This is a genomic window from Caballeronia sp. LZ029 (genome assembly GCF_031451275.1).
Taxonomy (GTDB): Bacteria; Pseudomonadota; Gammaproteobacteria; order Burkholderiales; family Burkholderiaceae; genus Caballeronia; species Caballeronia jiangsuensis.
Genome location: NZ_JARUXO010000003.1, coordinates 1,065,212 through 1,081,994 on the forward strand (window position 1 = coordinate 1,065,212; position 16,783 = coordinate 1,081,994).

Annotated in this window: 18 protein-coding genes; 13 read left to right on the top strand and 5 right to left on the bottom strand. The window is 62.7% G+C overall.

Annotated elements, in window-relative coordinates:
* Window positions 1-221: 221 nt before the first annotated feature.
* Window positions 222-923: a GntR family transcriptional regulator gene (locus tag QCE73_RS24280; RefSeq protein ID WP_309883911.1), complete on the bottom strand. Its 702-nt coding sequence runs from the start codon at window positions 921-923 to the stop codon at window positions 222-224.
* Window positions 924-1,087: 164 nt separating this feature from the next.
* Here QCE73_RS24280 and QCE73_RS24285 point away from each other — a divergent pair, with 164 nt between their 5' ends.
* From QCE73_RS24285 to QCE73_RS24295, 3 genes are all read left to right on the top strand, one after another.
* Window positions 1,088-2,362, top strand: coding sequence for a glucarate dehydratase family protein (locus QCE73_RS24285; RefSeq protein WP_309883912.1), 1,275 nt, complete (start codon window positions 1,088-1,090; stop codon window positions 2,360-2,362).
* 40 nt (window positions 2,363-2,402) lie between these two features.
* On the top strand, window positions 2,403-3,719 hold the full coding sequence (locus tag QCE73_RS24290) for an MFS transporter (protein ID WP_309883913.1): 1,317 nt from the start codon (window positions 2,403-2,405) through the stop codon (window positions 3,717-3,719).
* 276 nt (window positions 3,720-3,995) lie between these two features.
* Window positions 3,996-4,394, top strand: coding sequence for a DUF3597 domain-containing protein (locus QCE73_RS24295; RefSeq protein ID WP_035499864.1), 399 nt, complete (start codon window positions 3,996-3,998; stop codon window positions 4,392-4,394).
* A gap of 80 nt (window positions 4,395-4,474) precedes the next feature.
* Here the strand turns inward: QCE73_RS24295 and QCE73_RS24300 are convergent, their stop codons facing one another.
* Window positions 4,475-4,597, bottom strand: coding sequence for a hypothetical protein (locus QCE73_RS24300; RefSeq protein ID WP_309883914.1), 123 nt, complete (start codon window positions 4,595-4,597; stop codon window positions 4,475-4,477).
* Window positions 4,598-4,661: 64 nt separating this feature from the next.
* Here QCE73_RS24300 and QCE73_RS24305 point away from each other — a divergent pair, with 64 nt between their 5' ends.
* Both QCE73_RS24305 and QCE73_RS24310 read left to right on the top strand, forming a co-directional pair.
* A complete protein-coding gene (locus QCE73_RS24305) occupies window positions 4,662-5,036 on the top strand; it encodes a phage holin family protein (RefSeq protein ID WP_309883915.1) in 375 nt (124 codons plus the stop codon).
* Window positions 5,033-5,341 (top strand): hypothetical protein, encoded by a 309-nt coding sequence (locus QCE73_RS24310; RefSeq protein WP_309883916.1) that lies wholly within the window; start codon window positions 5,033-5,035, stop codon window positions 5,339-5,341. Before QCE73_RS24305 ends, QCE73_RS24310 begins: the two co-directional genes overlap by 4 nt.
* A gap of 18 nt (window positions 5,342-5,359) precedes the next feature.
* Here the strand turns inward: QCE73_RS24310 and QCE73_RS24315 are convergent, their stop codons facing one another.
* Together QCE73_RS24315 and QCE73_RS24320 are read right to left on the bottom strand one after the other, a co-directional pair.
* Complete coding sequence (locus QCE73_RS24315) at window positions 5,360-5,536, bottom strand: hypothetical protein (protein WP_187604239.1); 177 nt, start codon at window positions 5,534-5,536, stop codon at window positions 5,360-5,362.
* A gap of 29 nt (window positions 5,537-5,565) precedes the next feature.
* Entirely contained in the window at window positions 5,566-6,108 is a 543-nt protein-coding gene (locus QCE73_RS24320) for a hemerythrin domain-containing protein (RefSeq protein WP_309883917.1), read from the bottom strand.
* Between the two features lie 186 nt (window positions 6,109-6,294).
* On the opposite strand from QCE73_RS24320, the gene deoC reads away from it, so the two are divergent.
* The 8 genes from deoC to QCE73_RS24360 all read left to right on the top strand — a co-directional run bounded on the left by deoC (window position 6,295) and on the right by QCE73_RS24360 (window position 15,915).
* Window positions 6,295-7,302 (top strand): deoxyribose-phosphate aldolase, encoded by a 1,008-nt coding sequence (deoC, locus tag QCE73_RS24325; RefSeq protein ID WP_309883918.1) that lies wholly within the window; start codon window positions 6,295-6,297, stop codon window positions 7,300-7,302.
* A 22-nt stretch (window positions 7,303-7,324) separates the two neighbouring features.
* Window positions 7,325-9,715, top strand: a complete 2,391-nt coding sequence (locus tag QCE73_RS24330) for an aldehyde dehydrogenase family protein (RefSeq protein ID WP_309883919.1) — start codon at window positions 7,325-7,327, stop codon at window positions 9,713-9,715.
* A 61-nt stretch (window positions 9,716-9,776) separates the two neighbouring features.
* Complete coding sequence (locus QCE73_RS24335) at window positions 9,777-10,250, top strand: RbsD/FucU family protein (protein ID WP_309884192.1); 474 nt, start codon at window positions 9,777-9,779, stop codon at window positions 10,248-10,250.
* The gene (gene rbsK / locus QCE73_RS24340) at window positions 10,247-11,179 is read left to right on the top strand and encodes a ribokinase (protein ID WP_309883920.1); all 933 of its coding nucleotides are present in this window, start codon (window positions 10,247-10,249) and stop codon (window positions 11,177-11,179) included. Before QCE73_RS24335 ends, rbsK begins: the two co-directional genes overlap by 4 nt.
* Window positions 11,176-12,219, top strand: a complete 1,044-nt coding sequence (locus tag QCE73_RS24345) for an ABC transporter permease (RefSeq protein ID WP_309883921.1) — start codon at window positions 11,176-11,178, stop codon at window positions 12,217-12,219. The genes rbsK and QCE73_RS24345 overlap by 4 nt, the downstream gene beginning before the upstream one ends.
* 50 nt (window positions 12,220-12,269) lie before the next feature.
* Entirely contained in the window at window positions 12,270-13,274 is a 1,005-nt protein-coding gene (locus tag QCE73_RS24350; RefSeq protein ID WP_187604246.1) for a substrate-binding domain-containing protein, read from the top strand.
* Window positions 13,275-13,327: 53 nt separating this feature from the next.
* Window positions 13,328-14,857, top strand: coding sequence for a sugar ABC transporter ATP-binding protein (locus QCE73_RS24355; RefSeq protein WP_309883922.1), 1,530 nt, complete (start codon window positions 13,328-13,330; stop codon window positions 14,855-14,857).
* Window positions 14,854-15,915: an ABC transporter permease gene (locus tag QCE73_RS24360; protein WP_404989798.1), complete on the top strand. Its 1,062-nt coding sequence runs from the start codon at window positions 14,854-14,856 to the stop codon at window positions 15,913-15,915. Before QCE73_RS24355 ends, QCE73_RS24360 begins: the two co-directional genes overlap by 4 nt.
* Window positions 15,916-15,989: 74 nt before the next feature.
* Here QCE73_RS24360 and QCE73_RS24365 read toward each other — a convergent pair whose 3' ends face one another.
* Window positions 15,990-16,712: a DeoR/GlpR family DNA-binding transcription regulator gene (locus QCE73_RS24365; RefSeq protein WP_309883923.1), complete on the bottom strand. Its 723-nt coding sequence runs from the start codon at window positions 16,710-16,712 to the stop codon at window positions 15,990-15,992.
* Window positions 16,713-16,783: the final 71 nt, after the last annotated feature.

Here is a 16,783-nt window from a genome sequence, read left to right on the forward strand (position 1 = left end):
AGTTCCATGATGTCTTTGCTATCCCAGGTCATGATCTACTCCGGACGAACCATTCGTCCGAAGTGTTACCCATGTCCTGGAACAGGTGTTACCCATGTCTCCGGTCCATACACAGCAGCAAAGAAAGTGACTGCCGCCCCGCACAGGGGCAACGCTAATAGACCAAAAAGAAAACGGGATCCGGCGAAAACCTGAACAACGCCAACCCAAAAACCCCACCTTCAATGATCAGTCACAAAAGTCGGATGACGCGTGCGAATCTCGTCCACCTGACTAAGCGTACCCGACAGATGCTTGCGCAACGCGGCATCGGCCGCATCGGGATCCCCCTTTTCGATAGCATCGACGATCTCGGTGTGGTCCCGCACCACGGCCATCGTCTTGCCCTCGACCGGCAAATGCAAACGGCGCAGCCGGTCGATATGGCCGCTCAATCTGCGCACCAGATCCCAGAGCTGCGGCACGCCCGCGGCCTCATACATCTGCCGATGAAAAGCCTGATCGAGCAATGAAAACTGCTCGACGTCCTTCGGATCCAGCCACTCCGTCTGCTCCGCGATCGTCGCGCGAAGCCGTGCGACCAGCGACGCCTTATGCTCCCGCGCCAGCGTGCGCACGACCTCAAGTTCGATCGAACGGCGCAGAAAATGCGCCTGCATCGCCGACGCCACGCTGATCTGGCTCACGACCGTCGCGTGCTGCGGAAAGATGTCGACGAGTCCTTCCTCGCCGAGCTTCATCAGCGCGTCGCGCACGGGCGTCTGGCTGAGACCGTAGCGCGTCGCCAGTTCGAGCCGCGACAGCACCGTGCCGGGCTCGAGTTCGAGCGACAGGATCATTTCGCGCAGCCGTTCGAAAACCTGCGGCGCGGCATGGCGGGAGCGATCCAGGCGATGGACCGAAGCGGAAGCGGCGTTTTTCATGTCAGACAGAAAGCAATAAGCGACTGAAACATTAGTACTATAGCCGCGCTTAGCCTTGTGCGGCATGGAAAGCTCGAAAAGAACGATTCGCGTATACCCGACTGACACACTAATACATTAGTGCTTTACCATTCGGCTACTCTCGCTACTTCCGGACGTCCGACATGACCCGCGATATCGCCATCACCCAGGTTCGAATCACGCCCATCGCCTTCCGCGACGGCCCGTTGCTCAACGCCGCGGGCATCCACGAGCCGTGGGCGTTGCGCGCCATCGTCGAACTGGAGACGAGCGACGGGCGTGTCGGCATCTCCGAAACCTATGGCGACGAGCCGATGCTGCGCGTGCTCGATCAGGCGAAAGACCTCGTGATCGGCCTGTCGCCGTTCGACCTGAATCAGATGGAAGAACGCGTGCGCGCGACGATCAAGGCGACGCCCGGCGCCGTCGAATTCGAACTCGCGCCCGGCTCGCATGCCGCGAAAAATGCGCCGAAGGTCATCAGCACGTTCGAAGTGGCGATGCTCGATCTGCAAGGGCAGATCGTCGGCGCGCCGGTCGTCGATCTGCTGGGCGGCAAGGTCCGCGACGCCGTGCCGTACAGCGCGTATCTGTTTTTCAAGTACGCGGAACATATCGACAAGCCCTACGCACCCGATGCGTGGGGCGAGGGCATCAGCCCCGAGCAGATCGTCGCGCAGGCGCAGCGCATGATCGACCTGTACGGTTTTCAGAGCATCAAGCTGAAGGGCGGCGTGTTCGAGCCCGCGCATGAAATCGCCTGCATGAAGGCGCTCGCGAAGGCGTTTCCCGGCATGCCGCTGCGCCTCGATCCGAACGCGAACTGGACGCTCAAGACGAGCATCGAGGCCGCGCCCGAACTCGACGAAATCCTCGAATACTACGAAGACCCGTGCCCCGGACTCGAAGGCATGGCCGAACTGCAGAAGCACACGAAGCTGCCGCTCGCGACCAACATGGTCATCACGACCATGGACGACTTCCGTCGCGGCTGCAACATGGGCTCGATCAAGGTGCTGCTCTCCGATCACCATTACTGGGGCGGCCTGCGCGCCACGCAGACGCTCGCGCGCATGGCGCGTCTGTGGGGCTTCGGCATGTCGATGCATTCGAACTCGCACCTCGGCATCAGCCTGATGGCGATGACGCATGTCGCGGCAAGCGTGCCCAACCTCACGTATGCGTGCGACACGCATTACCCGTGGCAGGAAGAAGAAGTGATCAAGGGCGGCCGCGTCAAGTTCGATAACGGCGCGGTGCGCGTGCCGACGACGCCCGGTCTCGGTGTCGAACTCGATCGCGAGCAACTCGCCGCATTGCATGAGCAATACCTGACGTGCGGCGTGCGCAATCGCGACGACCTCACGCAGATGCGCAAGTATCAGCCCGAGTTCACCGGCAAGAACCCGCGCTTCTGAGTGATAGAACAAATACACGCGCATTCCAGGAGACACCCTCATGAGCAGTTCCAGCGCGCTGTCGAGCGCCGTTCGCAAGATCAAGTGGCATGTGCTGCCGCTTTTCGTCGTGATGTTCATCGTCAATTACATCGACCGCGTGAACATCGGTTTCGTGCGCCAGCATCTGAGCGCGGATCTCGGCATCGGCGCGGCGGCTTACGGGCTCGGCGCGGGCCTGTTCTTCGTGAGCTACGCGGTGTTCGAAGTGCCGTCGAACATGCTGATGCAGCGCTTCGGCGCGAAGGCGTGGCTCACGCGCATCATGATCACGTGGGGGCTCGCGGCCGTGGGCATGGCCTTCGTGAAGGGCGAGACCTCGTTCTACGCGATGCGGCTCGTGCTCGGCGCGGCCGAAGCGGGCTTCTTCCCGGGTGTCGTGTTCTATTTCACGCAATGGCTGCCGCGCGATGAACGCGGCAAGGCGATGGCCATCTTCCTGAGCGGCTCGGCGCTGGCATCGGTGTTCTCCGGACCGATCTCGGGCGGGCTTATGCTGATCGAAGGCGTGGGACTGCATGGCTGGCAGTGGATGTTCATCATCGAGGGCATGGCGTCGGTCGTGCTCGCGGGCTTCGTGTGGTTCTGGCTCGATTCGAAGCCGCGCGACGCGAAGTGGCTCACACGCGCCGAACAGGATGCGGTCGTCGCTGAAATCGAGGACGAGCAGCGCCGTCGCGATGCCGTGCACGCGAAGAAGCCGACGTCGTGGAGTCTCTTGCGCGATCCGCAGATTCTGATCTTCTGCCTGATCTATTTCTCGGTCTCGCTGACGATCTATGGCGCGACGTTCTGGCTGCCGAGCATCATCCGCAAGATGGGGCATCTCAACGATTTCCAGGTCGGTCTTTTCAACTCGATTCCGTGGCTCATTTCCATCGTCGCGATGTATCTTTTCGCGGCACTCGCGGCGCGCTTCAAGTTTCAGCAGGCGTGGGTTGCGTGCGTGTTGCTGATCGCCGCGGCCGGCATGTATGCCGCTGGTCTCGGCAGCCCGGTCTTCTCGTTTGTCGCGATCTGCTTTGCAGCGATCGGCTTCAAGGCCGCATCGTCATTGTTCTGGCCGATTCCGCAAGGCTATCTCGATGCGCGCATCGCGGCGCCCGTGCTCGCACTGATCAATTCGATCGGCAATCTCGGCGGCTTCGTCGCGCCTGCGACGTTCGGCTTCCTCGAACAGAAGACGGGTTCGATTCAGGGCGGTTTGACGGGTCTCGCGGTGATGTCGGTCGTGGCCGCCGGTGTCGTGTTTTTTGCGCGCATGGCGCCTCGGTCCGGGCGCGATGTGCCGGTGCTCCAACCGGGCGTGCAGAAGTAATTACGCATCTCTCCATTGCACGTTAAAGCATAAAAAGGTGCACTCGACGACGGCGCGTTTTTAAGTGAAGCAGACCGATATACCCATGACGACTCCTCGCCGTGTTACGGTGTTTGCTGAGATCGTCGGGATTTCGCGCTACCGTGCTTTTATGACACGACACTCATCGTTCACGCGTTACTCCACAACCGTCAAATTGAATCAAATGACAGTTGCATCGGAAGCGTAGCGGCACGACACTTGCACGTCCGTGGGTTCACTTTCAAAGGAGATGTCATGAGTATCTTTTCAAATATCCTGAACAAAATCTTTCACCACGACAGTGCGCCTGCCAGCGCGAGCCCGGGCGCAGCACCTGCCGCCGCACCGGCCACCACGACGGCTGCCACGCCTGATCAGCCTGCCGCAGCACCGATGCAGGAAGTCGATGTCGAAGCAGTGCTGACGCAAATGCAGGCGAGTCAAGGCGCGCAACTCAACTGGCGTACCTCGATCGTCGATCTGATGAAGCTGCTCGGCCTCGACAGCAGCCTGTCCGCGCGCAAGGAACTGGCGTCGGAGTTGCACTACACCGGCAATACGGAAGACTCGGCCTCGATGAACATCTGGCTTCACAAGCAGGTCATGCAGAAGCTTGCGGAAAACGGCGGCAAGGTGCCCGACGATCTCAAGTAAGAAGTAAAAATCGCGGAAGGCGATCCGGAGACGGTTTGCCTTCGCCGCGTCAATCCATCCCTCGCGTTTCAGCTCGCTTTTCAACTCTTCTTACCTGCGCCGAGGCCGGCATCCGTCATCGGATCGGCAGCGGTGCTGTCGCCTCTTTTCGTGTCTGCGTGAAATAACGGCTGATTTTTATCGATCGCGTCCATCGCTGGCATGCGCACTGCTCTCCATTCTGGCAAGGCACTCCGTCTTGACTGAAACCTCGCTGGAGAAGCAACGATGACAATCCAGAGAAAGATCGCCGACTGGCGCAGGATCGGCCATTTCTGCACGAGACGCCTCGTCGATTATGGCGAGTTGATTCCCATCGAACTCGCTGAGACCAAGAAGCGCGTGCTGCATGAAGTGGTCGCGCTCGTCGCGCTCACGATCGGCGCACTGTTCACGCTTTCTTTCGTGTCGATCGCGGTGATCGTGACCGCGGTCGCCACGCCGTATCTCGTGCTGACGGCGTGGTGCGTGGCGGGCGCGTGGCTCGCCGTCGCGGTGATCGCCGTCATCGTCATGATGTCGCGCAAGCCCGCGCAACCTTTTCAGTTGCTGCGCGAGGAATTGCGACGCGACGTGGATGCCATCAGGGAGGCAGCGCAATGAAGCATGCCGAAGCTCAGGGAACCGTACTCGCGCGCATGGCGGAATCGCGCGCGGAATTGATTGCCGCGCATATCGCAGATGAACCTGTGCGTGTCACGCGCGTTACGCGTGTGCCGCGCACGTTGCCGGCAACGCGACCCGCGCCGTGGTTCCTGCGCACGCCCAATGCCGAGCTGATTGCGCTCGCGCTCGTCGGCATCGCGATACTCGGCGTGCGCCGCACGGTGCAGACGGCAGTCGGCGCGGGATTGAGCGCGTCGACACATCGGGCGTTCTCCGATGTGCTCGACGCGCTGCGTGGATGACTGCCAGTTGCCGAGCGCTCAGCGCCGCGTACGACGCTTCTTCGGCTTGGGCGGCGTGAGCGCCGCCGTCCAGAAGGCCGACGCTTGCCGTTTTGCTTGTGCGGTGGCGCGGCCTCGCGTCGAACCGATGACGGCATTCGCGCCGGACAGCCACATGCTGAGGAACGGATTCTTCTTCACCCAAGGGTTTTTCATGCTTCGCCTCCGGTAGACGTCGACGGTGATCAATGCAGGCGCATCGTGTTGTCGCCGGCATCTTTCGGTATCTTCGCCTCCAGTTGTTCCTTGCGCTGCATCAGCTTTTTGCCGAGCGCGTCGAGATCGGCGCTGGACTTGCGCAGCTTCGGAAACAGATCCGATTCTTCCTCTTCGATGTGATGCTGCACCATCTCGCTCATGACCTTGAAGGTCGCGTCGAAGCCGGGTTGGCCCGCTCTGAGCGTAGTGAATTTTTCAATCAGCACCTTAACGAGAAAGTGCTCGACATAAGCTTCCTCGACATCGGGCCGGTCGTCTTCGTCCAGCGCTTCCTGCGCCGCCGGATACAGCAACTCTTCCTCGATCATCGCGTGGACCGTCAGCTCTTCACACGCGCGGCGCACGAGCGTGGTCTTCGCATCGAGATCGTCGTCCTTTGTTTTCTCGAACGCATCGAACAGCTTTTTAACGGCACGATGATCGTCCATCAGCACCTGAATGGCATCCTGGCTCGGCGTGGCGCGGGAAGCGGCGGCAGTCTCAGCCTGTGTGGGGGTCGGGCGGGGCATCGTGTCCTCTGTTTCGAAAAGTGGGGGGTCACGATATAGCGCAATCTGCGGTCCCGGCAGCCACATAGCGGCCATCGGCCGTCTACGAACTTTCCCTATGTTACGATCCTCACATCGATGTTATAAACTGAGATCAATCTATCAAAAACTGTTGTGCGTCGCACAAGACGCCGGCATACCGATCTCATGCTGGAAACTGCATCGAAGTCCATCGTCGCCTGGCCCGCAAAGGCGCAAGTTCACGCCAGCGCCCGCAATCCGGGCGTGCCGTTCGATCTTTCGTGGCTCGACGGGCTGCGCGTCAATCAATCGGCGGTGACGCGCCGCGCATCGACGCTCGGCACGCGCCGCGCCGTCAAGAAAGATGCGCAGGCCGCGTGGCTGCTCAAGGCGATCACCTGCATCGACCTCACGACGCTCAGCGGCGACGACACGCACGGTCGCGTCGAACGTCTGTGCGCGAAAGCGCGCCGTCCGTTGCGCGACGATCTGCTCGACGCGCTCGGCATGGCGCCCGCATCGATAAAAACAGGCGCGGTGTGCGTCTATCACCGTTACGTGAAAACCGCCGTGAACGCGCTCGAAGGCAGCGGCATTCCGGTCGCGGCCGTATCGACGGGCTTTCCCGCCGGACTCAATCCGCACGATCTCAAGCTGCGCGAGATCGAGGCATCGGTGCGAGACGGCGCGTCGGAGATCGATATCGTCGTCACGCGCGAACACGTGCTCACGGGCAACTGGCAGGCGCTCTACGACGAGATGCGCGATTTCCGCGCTGCATGCGGCGATGCGCACGTGAAGGCGATTCTCGCGACCGGCGATATCCGCACGCTGTCGAACGTCGCGAAGGCGTCGATGGTCTGCATGATGGCCGGCGCCGACTTCATCAAGACATCGACGGGCAAGGAGAGCGTCAACGCGACGCTCGATGTATCGCTCGTGATGGTGCGCATGATTCGCGAATATCTCGCGCGCACCGGCGTCGCGATCGGCTTCAAGCCTGCCGGCGGCGTGTCGACCGCGAAATCGGTGCTCGAATATCAGATCCTCATGAAGGAAGAGCTTGGCCGCGAATGGCTCGAAGCGGACCTGTTCCGTGTCGGCGCATCGAGCCTGCTCGCGGATATCGAACGCCAGCTCGAACATCATGTGAGCGGACGCTACTCGGCGTTCAACCGTCATCCCGTCGCCTGATTCACCTTCAATACACAGCCTCATGAGCGTTGCCGAATACTTCTCCTCGATGGAATACGGACCCGCACCGGAAGACGATCGCGCCGCGCGCGCATGGCTCGATCAGCATGACGGGCGCTTCGGTCACTTCATCAATGGCGCATGGCGCGACAGCGACGACGCCGACCGCTTCGATTCGCGCGAACCGGCCACGGGCCGCGTGCTCGCATCGATCGCGCAAGGCACGCAAGCCGATGTCGACGCCGCCGTGGAAGCCGCGCATGCAGCCCTCGAAGGCTGGCAGGCGATCGGCGGAGCGGGGCGCGCGCGGCATCTCTATGCGCTTTCGCGCATGGTGCAGCGGCATAGCCGTCTCTTCGCCGTGCTCGAATCGCTCGACAACGGCAAGCCGATTCGCGAGTCGCGCGATATCGATATACCCCTTGTGGCAAGGCACTTTCTGCATCACGCGGGATGGGCGCAGTTGCAGGACAAGGAGTTCGCCGACTGGGCGCCGCTCGGCGTGATCGGGCAAATCGTGCCGTGGAATTTTCCGCTGCTGATGCTTGCGTGGAAGATCGCGCCCGCGCTCGCGCTCGGCAATACGGTCGTGCTGAAGCCCGCCGAATTCACGCCGCTGACCGCGCTGCTGTTCGCCGAACTGGCGCATCGCGCGGGCTTGCCCAAGGGCGTGCTCAACGTCGTCACCGGCGACGGAAGCACGGGCGCGGCGCTCGTCGAGCATAAGCGCGTCGCGAAGATCGCGTTCACGGGCTCGACCGAAGTGGGCCGCCAGATTCGCGCGACGACTGCCGGCTCCGGCAAATCGCTGACGCTCGAACTCGGCGGCAAGTCGCCCTTCATCGTGTTCGACGATGCCGATCTCGACAGCGCCGTCGAAGGCGTCGTCGATGCGATCTGGTTCAATCAGGGACAAGTGTGTTGCGCGGGCTCGCGTCTTCTCGTGCAGGAAGGCATCGAAACGCGCTTCGTCGAGAAGCTCAAGCGCCGCATGGACACGCTGCGCGTCGGGGTCTCGCTCGACAAGGGCATCGACATGAGCGCCGTCGTCGATGACGTGCAGCTCGAACGCATCCGCGCGCTCGTCGACAAGGGCGAAAGCGAAGGCTGCGAAATCTATCAATCGCCCCGTGCGACGTTGCCCGAGCACGGCGCGTTCTTTCCGCCGACGCTCGTCACCAATGTCGCGCCCGCATCGACGCTCGCGCAGGAAGAAATCTTCGGGCCGGTGCTCGTGACGATGAGCTTCCGCACGCCGGAAGAAGCCGTCGCGCTCGCGAACAACACGCGCTACGGCCTTGCCGCGAGCGTGTGGAGCGAGAACATCAGCCGCGCGCTCGACGTCGCGCCGCGCCTGCAATGCGGCGTCGTGTGGATCAACGCGACCAATCTCTTCGATGCGGCCGTCGGCTTCGGCGGTTATCGCGAATCGGGTTTCGGGCGCGAAGGCGGACGCGAGGGCATTTACGAATATCTGAAGCCGCGCGCGTGGACCAGACTCCCGGTTCGCGGCGAATCGAAGTCGTTGCAGGCGCAACCGGATTCGCTCGTCGATGCCGGCAAGGTCAGCGCGCTCGATCGCACCGCGAAACTCTTCATCGGCGGCAAGCAGGCGCGGCCCGACAGCGGTTACTCGCGGCTCGTGCATTCGCCCACCGGCGAGATCGTCGGTGAAGTGGGCGAGGGCAGCCGCAAGGACATTCGCAATGCAGTGACTGCCGCGCGCGGCATGAGCAAGTGGTCGTCGGCGAGCGCGCACAATCGCGCGCAAGTGCTGTACTACCTCGCGGAAAATCTGAGCGCGCGCGCCGATGAGTTCGCGAAGCAGCTGGTCGCGCGCGCGGGTTCGAACGAGCGCGATGCGAAGCGCGAAGTGGATGCGTCCATCGCGCGCTTCTTCACCTATGCCGCGTGGGCCGACAAGTACGATGGCGCGGTGCATGCGCCGCCGCTGCAAGGCGTCGCGCTCGCGATGCACGAGCCGCTCGGCGTGATCGGCATCGTGTGTCCGGACGAAGCGCCGTTGCTCGGCTTCGTGTCGCTCGTCGCGCCCGCGCTTGCGCTGGGCAATCGCGTGGTCGTGGTGCCGAGCGAGACGTGCCCGTTGATGGCGACGGACTTCTATCAGGTCGTCGAGACATCGGATGTGCCGGGCGGCGCGCTGAACATCGTCACCGGCGATGCGCGTTCTCTGGCGCAGACGCTCGCGCAACACGATGACGTCGATGCACTCTGGTGCTTCCACGGCGCGTCGCTTTCGGCGATGGCCGAGCGTGAATCGACCGGCAACCTGAAGCGCACGTTCGTCGATCAGGGCCGCGTGTTCGACTGGCACGATGCCGCGAGCGAAGGACTGCCGTTCCTTCGCCAGGCCGTGCAGGTCAAGAACATCTGGGTGCCGTACGGAGACTGACTGAAGCATTGAACGGGCGCAGATCTCGACACGAGACACGCCCATGCATGGAGGAGACGCTGTGCTGAAGAACATCGATCCGCTCTTGAACGCCGATATCCTGTACGCGCTCGCCGCGATGGGTCACGGCGACGAAGTGGTGATCTGCGACGCCCATTTCCCCGCCGATTCCGTCGCGCGGCAAACGGTGCTGGGCAAGCTGCTGCGCGTGGACGGCGCGAACGCGCCGCGTGCCGTGCGCGCGGTGCTGTCGGTGCTGCCGCTCGATACGTTCGTCGACGATCCCGCGGGCCGCATGGAGATAGTCGGCGATGCATCGACCTTGCCCGCCGTGCAGCGCGAAGCGCAACGCGAAGTGGACGATGCGGAAGGCCGCGAGACGCCGTTTGCGCCGATCGAACGTTTCGCATTCTACGAGCGCGCGAAGAAGGCCTATTGCGTGATCGCGACGGGCGAAGCGCGCGGCTACGGCTGCTTCATCTTCAAGAAAGGCGTGCAGCTCGCACCTGATGCACCGGAAGGAGGCGCGCGATGAAAAGCGTCGTCATTCTCGGCATCTATGTGACGGACCTCGCGTTTCGCGCAGCGCGCATGCCGCTGCTCGGCGAAACGGTCGCGGGTTCCGCGTTCAAGATGGGGCCGGGCGGCAAGGGCTCGAATCAGGCGGTGGCCGCCGTACGCGCGGGCGCGGACGTGATCTTCTGCACGCGCATCGGAGCGGATGCGTTCGGCGAGATCGCGCAGGCGACCTGGGCTGCCGAAGGCATCACATCGCGCGCAACCGTGATGAACGACGTTGCGACGGGCGCCGCGCATATCTATGTCGATGAGAACACGGGCGGCAACGCGATCATCGTCGCGGCGGGTGCAGCGGGCGCGCTCGCTCCCGAAGACGTCGATGCGATCGAGGACGATATCGCGCGCGCGGGCGTCTTCGTCACGCAACTCGAACAGCCGATTCCGGCCGCGCGCCGCGGTCTGGAACTCGCGCGCAAACATGGCGTCACGACCGTGTTCAATCCGGCGCCCGCCATACCGCTTACCGACGATATCTATCCGCTGTGCGACTACATCACGCCGAACGAAACGGAAGCGACTGCGCTGACGGGCGTGCCTATCGCCAATGTCGATGACGCGCGCCGCGCCGCCGACGTGTTGCTGAAGAAGGGCGCACGCGCGGTGATCGTCACGTTGGGCGAAGCAGGCGCGTTGCTGCATACGTCGAACGAATCGACGCTCGTGCCTGCGTTCGATTGCGGCCGCGTCGTCGAAACCGCCGGCGCGGGCGATGGCTTCACCGGCGGCTTCGCGGCCGCGCTCGCACGAGGCGAAAGCCCGGCCGATGCGGTGCGCTTCGGCTGCGCGCTCGCGAGCATCTCCGTGACACGTCCGGGCACCGCGCCATCGATGCCGCGTCTCGACGAGATCAACGCGTTGCTCGAACAAGGGAGCGTCACGCAATGAAAGCGTCGAAGTGGCTCGCTGATCGCCAGTTCAACTTCCTCATCGCCGTGAACGTGCTCGTCGTGATCGTCGCGACGTGGATGTCGCACGGCCAGTTCCTCGATATCGACAATCTCCAGTCGATGGGCGGCCAGTTGCCCGAGCTGGGCCTGCTCGCGCTCGGCATCATGCTGTCGATGGTGTCGGGCAACGGCGGCATCGATCTGTCCGGCGTGGGGCTTGCGAATCTCTCCGGCATGGTCGCGGCGATGCTCTTGCCGCACATGGTTTCCGCCGACGATTCGCCCGCGCTCTATACGGCGGTGTTCATCTGCATCGTCGTGGCGATGGGCGCGATCGGCGGGCTGCTGAACGGCGTCGTGATCGCGAAGCTCAAGCTCACGCCAATCCTCTGCACGCTCGGCACGCAACTGCTCTTCACCGGCATCGCGGTCGTGCTGAGCAACGGCGCATCGGTGCGCGTGGAATATGTCGATCCGCTGTCGAACATCGGCAACGGCACCTTCCTGCAAGTGCCGATTTCATTGTGGATCTTCATTGCCGCCGTGCTGCTGCTCGGCTGGGTGCTCAAGCGCACGCCGTTCGGCCTGCGTCTCTATCTGATGGGCACGAATCCGAAAGCCGCCTTCTATGCGGGGATTCCGCGCGCGCGCATGCTGATTCTCACGTATGGGATGTGCGGCGTGCTTGCGTCGCTCGCGGGTCTCATCAGCGCGACGCATACGTCGAGCGCGAAGTGGGACTACGGCAATTCGTATCTGCTGATCGCGATCCTGATCGCGGTGATGGGCGGCGTGAATCCGGCGGGCGGTTATGGACGCATCGTCTGCGTGTTTCTCGCCGCGACCGTGCTGCAGTTTCTGTCGAGCCTGTTCAACCTGCTCGGCGTATCGCAGTTCTTCGGCGATTGCGCGTGGGGCTTTCTGCTGCTCGCATCGCTCGCATTCGCGGGCGGCGATCGCGTGCGCGCGATCTTCGGTATCGGCGGGGCCGCGCCCAAAAGCAATGTTCCGCCGCCGTCCGCATCGACGGGACGTTAGTGTTGCGTGTGATTCATCTAAGAGACCAATCGAAATAAAGGAGACAAGCAATGAAGCTCAACAGATTCGGCACCGCGCTCACGGCGATCGCACTCGCAGCGGGCGCGATCGCGGCAGCGCAAGCCGCGACGAACGAAACCATCGTGACGGTCGTGAAGGTGACCGGCATCAACTGGTTCAATCGCATGGACGAGGGCGTGAAGGAGTTCGGCAAGGAGAACCCGAACATCAACGCATATCAGACGGGACCGGGCCGCGCCGACGCCGCGCAGCAACTGAAGATCATCGAAGACCTGATCGCGAAGAAGGTCACGGCGATTGCCGTGGTGCCGTACGATCCGCCGACGCTCGAACCCGCGCTCAAGAAGGCGATGGATCGCGGCATCAAGGTCGTCACGCATGAAGCGGACAACGCCAAGAACACGATGGTCGATATCGAAGCCTTCGACAACACCGCATACGGCGCGGGCCTGAACGAGCGCCTCTCGAAGTGCATGGGGCAGCAGGGCAAATGGGCGGTGCTGGTCGGCTCGCTCGGTTCGCGCTCGCAGGTTCAATGGGCCGACGGCGGCATCGGCAACGCGAAGGCCAAGTATCCGAAGATGGATCTCGTCGAGCCGAAACTCGAAACCAATAACGACGGCGAACGCGCGTATCAGGTCGCGAAGGAAGTGCTGCGCAAGCATCCGGATCTGACGGGCTTTCAGGGTTCGTCGTCGCTGGATGTGATCGGCATCGGCCGCGCGGTCGAGGAAGCAGGCAAGGTCGGCAAGATCTGCGTGTACGGCACGGGCCTGCCGACGGAAGCGGGCAAGTTCCTGGAGAGCGGCGCAATCAACGGCATCGCGTTCTGGGATCCGAAGCTCGCCGGTCTCGCGATGAACAAGGTCGCGCAGATGCTCGTGGACGGCAAGGAAGTGCAGAACGGTGCGGACCTCGGCATCACCGGCTACAACAAGGTCAGCGTGACGAAAGGCCCGGGCAAGGGCGTGATCGTGCGCGGCACCGGCTGGGTCGACGTCGACAAGACGAACTACAAGCAATACAACTTCTGATGTGACGCGCGCGGCGCGCTTTTAAGAGAGCGCGCCGCTTGCCCTGGACAGACATGACCACAACGACACCGCTCCTCGAAGTCGTCGATATTCACAAGCGCTTCACCGGCGTCTATGCGCTGCGCGGCGTGAGCCTCGCGTTCGAGCGCGGCCAGATTTATCACTTGCTCGGCGAGAACGGCTGCGGCAAGAGCACGCTCATCAAGATCATTTCGGGCGCGCAGCCACCCGATGAAGGCGAGCTCGTGATCGAAGGCGTGCGTCACAAGAAGCTCTCGCCGCTCGAATCGCTCTCGGCGGGCATCGAAACGGTCTATCAGGACTTGTCGCTGCTGCCGAACATGAGCGTCGCGGAGAATGTCGCGCTGACCTCCGAGCTCGCGGAGCATGCGGGCAAGCTCGCCCGCACCTTCGATCGCCGTGCGCTTGGCGAAACCGCCGCGCGCGCGCTCGAAGCAGTCGGCCTGCCGGGCGACGCAGACTTTCAGAAGACGCTCATCGAGCAGTTGCCGCTCGCGACGCGTCAGCTCGTCGCGATCGCGCGGGCCATTGCGAGCGAGGCGAAGTTCGTCATCATGGACGAGCCGACGACATCGCTCACGCAGAAGGAAGTCGATAACCTCATCGCCGTGCTCGCCCGTTTGCGCGCGGACGGCGTCGCCGTGCTGTTCGTGAGCCACAAGCTCGACGAATGCTATGCGATCGGCGGCGAAGTGATCGTGCTGCGCGACGGCCAGAAGATGGCGCAGGGACCGATCGAAAACTACACGAAGGCGCAGATCAGCGAGCTCATGACGGGCAAGCATCTGTCGACGGAGCGGTATCGCGCGAAAGGGGAAGAAGGCGCATCGCAAGTCGTGCTCGATGTGCAAGGTCTCGGCCGCAAGGGCCAGTTCGCCGATGTGTCGTTCAAGCTGCACAAGGGCGAAATTCTCGGCGTGACCGGTCTGCTCGATTCGGGCCGCAACGAACTCGCGCGTGCGCTTGCGGGTGTCGCGCCCGCCGACATGGGCGCCGTGACGCTCGACGGCATGCGCGTGCGCCTGCATTCGCCGGCGGATGCGAAAGCGCAGCGCATCGGTTACGTGCCGGAAGACCGCCTGAACGAAGGGCTTTTTCTCGACAAGCCGATTCGCGACAATGTCGTGACCGCGATGATCGCGAGCCTGCGCGACCGCTTCGGCCAGATCGACCGCAAACGCGCGCAGGAGCTTGCCGAGCGCACCGTGAAGGACTTGCAGATCGCGACACCCGATGTCGACAAGCCCGTGCAATCGCTTTCGGGCGGCAACCAGCAGCGCGTGCTGATCGGCCGCTGGCTCGCCATCGATCCGCGCGTGCTGATTCTGCACGGACCGACGGTCGGCGTCGATGTGGGATCGAAGGACATCATTTATCGCATCATGCAGCGGCTTTCGAAGGAAGGCATCGGGATCATCCTGATCAGCGACGACTTGCCCGAGTTGCTGCAGAACTGCGACCGCATTCTGATGATGAAGAAGGGCCGCGTCGCGAACGAATATCGCGCGGACCGGTTGAACGAGGCCGATCTTTATCACGCGCTACTTTCAGAGGCAGCATGAGCATGAGCGAATCCATCCGCCGCACGGGAAGCGAGACGATGCCGCAACACGCGGCCGAAATCGCGCCGCGTGTGCGCAAGGGCAACCTGTACGCGCGACTGATGCGCAATCCCGAGTGGTTCACGCTCGGGCTGATCCTGGTGACGTGTCTGGTCGTGGGCAGCATCAACCCGCGCTTTTTCCAGTTCGCCACGCTGTTCGACCTGCTGCATTCCGCGACGACGGTCTCGCTCTTTGCGCTCGGCACGCTCGTCGTGCTGGCGTCGGGCGGCATCGACGTGTCGTTCACGGCGATTGCCGCGCTGACGATGTACTCGATCACCAAAGCCGTGTTCGCCTGGTGGCCCGAGTGCCCGTTCGTGCTGATCCTGCTTGCGGGCGCGATCGGCGGCGTGGTGCTCGGCGTGATCAACGGGATGCTCGTGCATCGGCTGAAGGCGCCTTCGCTGATCGTCACCATCGGCACGCAATACCTGTATCGCGGCTTGTTGCTGACTTTCGTCGGCACGCAGTTCTTCATGAACATTCCGCATAGCATGGATACGTTCGGGCGCCTGCCGCTGTTCTTCTATCACACGCCGGATGGCTTGCGCGCGGTGCTGCCCGTCTCCGTGCTCGCGCTCGTGATCGCGGCGGTCGTGACATGGTGGCTGCTCAATCGCACGATGATGGGCCGCGGCGTCTATGCGATGGGCGGCTCGCTCAACATCGCCGAACGGCTCGGCTACAACCTGCGCGCGATTCATTTGTTCGTGTTCGGCTATACCGGTTTGCTGGCGGGCGTCGCGGGCATTCTGCATGTATCGACCAACCGGCTTGCGAATCCGTTCGATCTCGTCGGCACCGAACTCGACGTGATCGCCGCCGTGATTCTCGGCGGCGCGCGCATCACGGGCGGCACGGGAACGGTAGTGGGCACGCTGTTGGGGGTCGTGCTGGTGACGCTCATCAATAGCGTGCTGATTCTCGTCGGCGTGCCGAGCACCTGGCAGAAGGTGATCATCGGCGCGTTCATTCTGGTCGCGGGGACGTTGTTCGCGCTGGGACGCAGGCAGTAACGTTCTAAAAAAAGCGGAACAAAAAAGGCTCGTTCAAGTCCTGAACGAGCCTTTCCGTTTTTAAGCGGAACGAGTCACGCGCGTTTTTTAAGCGCCTGGCCTTGCTCCGTGATCACCGAATCGAACTCCGAAATCTGCGAGAACCGCACCGCCTTCACCTTGCCGAACTTGCTCGCATCGACGACGAGATGCCGTTCCACCGCGCTCGCCATCGCGGCCTGCTTGATGGCGACCTCATGAAAGTTCCAGCACGTGACGCCGCGTGCTTCATCGACACCGCCCGCCGACATGAACGCCTTGTTGATGCCCATGCGCCGCAGCGTTTCGACGCTCTCGTCGCTGGCGAACGAATCCGACGACGGCACGTACACGCCGCCGAGCAGGATCATGCGCACATTCGGCTTGCGCCGCAAAATCTCCGCGACATTGAGCGAATAGCACACGACCGTCAGATGCATCTCGGTGGGAATCTGCCGCGCGAGCGTCGTCAGCGTCGTGCCGCAATCGATGAAGATGGTTTCGTTATCGACGAGCAGGCGCGCCGCGTGATTCGATGCGATCGCCTTCGCCTGCGCGAAATGATCCTTTTCTTCCTCGATGGTGTAGCCCGCGTTGGGCACATCGGCTGCGCTGACGATATAGCCGCCGAGATAAGTGAACTGGCCGGGATGTGCGGCGATATCGCGGCGCACCGTCATCTCCGATACGCCGAGCAATGCGGCCGCATCGCGCAGACGCATGACGCTCTGTTTTTCGAGCGCACCGGAAAGGGCGCGCAGGCGTTCGTTCTTGGCCATCGGGGTGGCGCGACGAGGCGCGCTCTTGGTGGCGGCGTGTCGCGCGAGTTGTGTTAGGTTTTGGTCGTTCG

Excerpts from the sequence above, each read along its gene's own strand:
- QCE73_RS24360 (WP_404989798.1), top strand. The coding sequence starts at position 14,854 with ATGAGCATGAGCGAATCCATCCGCCGCACGGGAAGCGAGACGATGCCG.
- rbsK (WP_309883920.1), top strand. The coding sequence starts at position 10,247 with ATGAAAAGCGTCGTCATTCTCGGCATCTATGTGACGGACCTCGCGTTT.
- QCE73_RS24295 (WP_035499864.1), top strand. The coding sequence starts at position 3,996 with ATGAGTATCTTTTCAAATATCCTGAACAAAATCTTTCACCACGACAGT.
- QCE73_RS24365 (WP_309883923.1), bottom strand. The coding sequence starts at position 16,712 with ATGGCCAAGAACGAACGCCTGCGCGCCCTTTCCGGTGCGCTCGAAAAA.
- QCE73_RS24345 (WP_309883921.1), top strand. The coding sequence starts at position 11,176 with ATGAAAGCGTCGAAGTGGCTCGCTGATCGCCAGTTCAACTTCCTCATC.
- QCE73_RS24355 (WP_309883922.1), top strand. The coding sequence starts at position 13,328 with ATGACCACAACGACACCGCTCCTCGAAGTCGTCGATATTCACAAGCGC.
- QCE73_RS24290 (WP_309883913.1), top strand. The coding sequence starts at position 2,403 with ATGAGCAGTTCCAGCGCGCTGTCGAGCGCCGTTCGCAAGATCAAGTGG.
- QCE73_RS24285 (WP_309883912.1), top strand. The coding sequence starts at position 1,088 with ATGACCCGCGATATCGCCATCACCCAGGTTCGAATCACGCCCATCGCC.
- QCE73_RS24305 (WP_309883915.1), top strand. The coding sequence starts at position 4,662 with ATGACAATCCAGAGAAAGATCGCCGACTGGCGCAGGATCGGCCATTTC.
- QCE73_RS24315 (WP_187604239.1), bottom strand. The coding sequence starts at position 5,536 with ATGAAAAACCCTTGGGTGAAGAAGAATCCGTTCCTCAGCATGTGGCTG.
- QCE73_RS24350 (WP_187604246.1), top strand. The coding sequence starts at position 12,270 with ATGAAGCTCAACAGATTCGGCACCGCGCTCACGGCGATCGCACTCGCA.
- QCE73_RS24280 (WP_309883911.1), bottom strand. The coding sequence starts at position 923 with ATGAAAAACGCCGCTTCCGCTTCGGTCCATCGCCTGGATCGCTCCCGC.
- QCE73_RS24310 (WP_309883916.1), top strand. The coding sequence starts at position 5,033 with ATGAAGCATGCCGAAGCTCAGGGAACCGTACTCGCGCGCATGGCGGAA.
- deoC (WP_309883918.1), top strand. The coding sequence starts at position 6,295 with ATGCTGGAAACTGCATCGAAGTCCATCGTCGCCTGGCCCGCAAAGGCG.
- QCE73_RS24330 (WP_309883919.1), top strand. The coding sequence starts at position 7,325 with ATGAGCGTTGCCGAATACTTCTCCTCGATGGAATACGGACCCGCACCG.
- QCE73_RS24320 (WP_309883917.1), bottom strand. The coding sequence starts at position 6,108 with ATGCCCCGCCCGACCCCCACACAGGCTGAGACTGCCGCCGCTTCCCGC.
- QCE73_RS24300 (WP_309883914.1), bottom strand. The coding sequence starts at position 4,597 with ATGCCAGCGATGGACGCGATCGATAAAAATCAGCCGTTATTTCACGCA.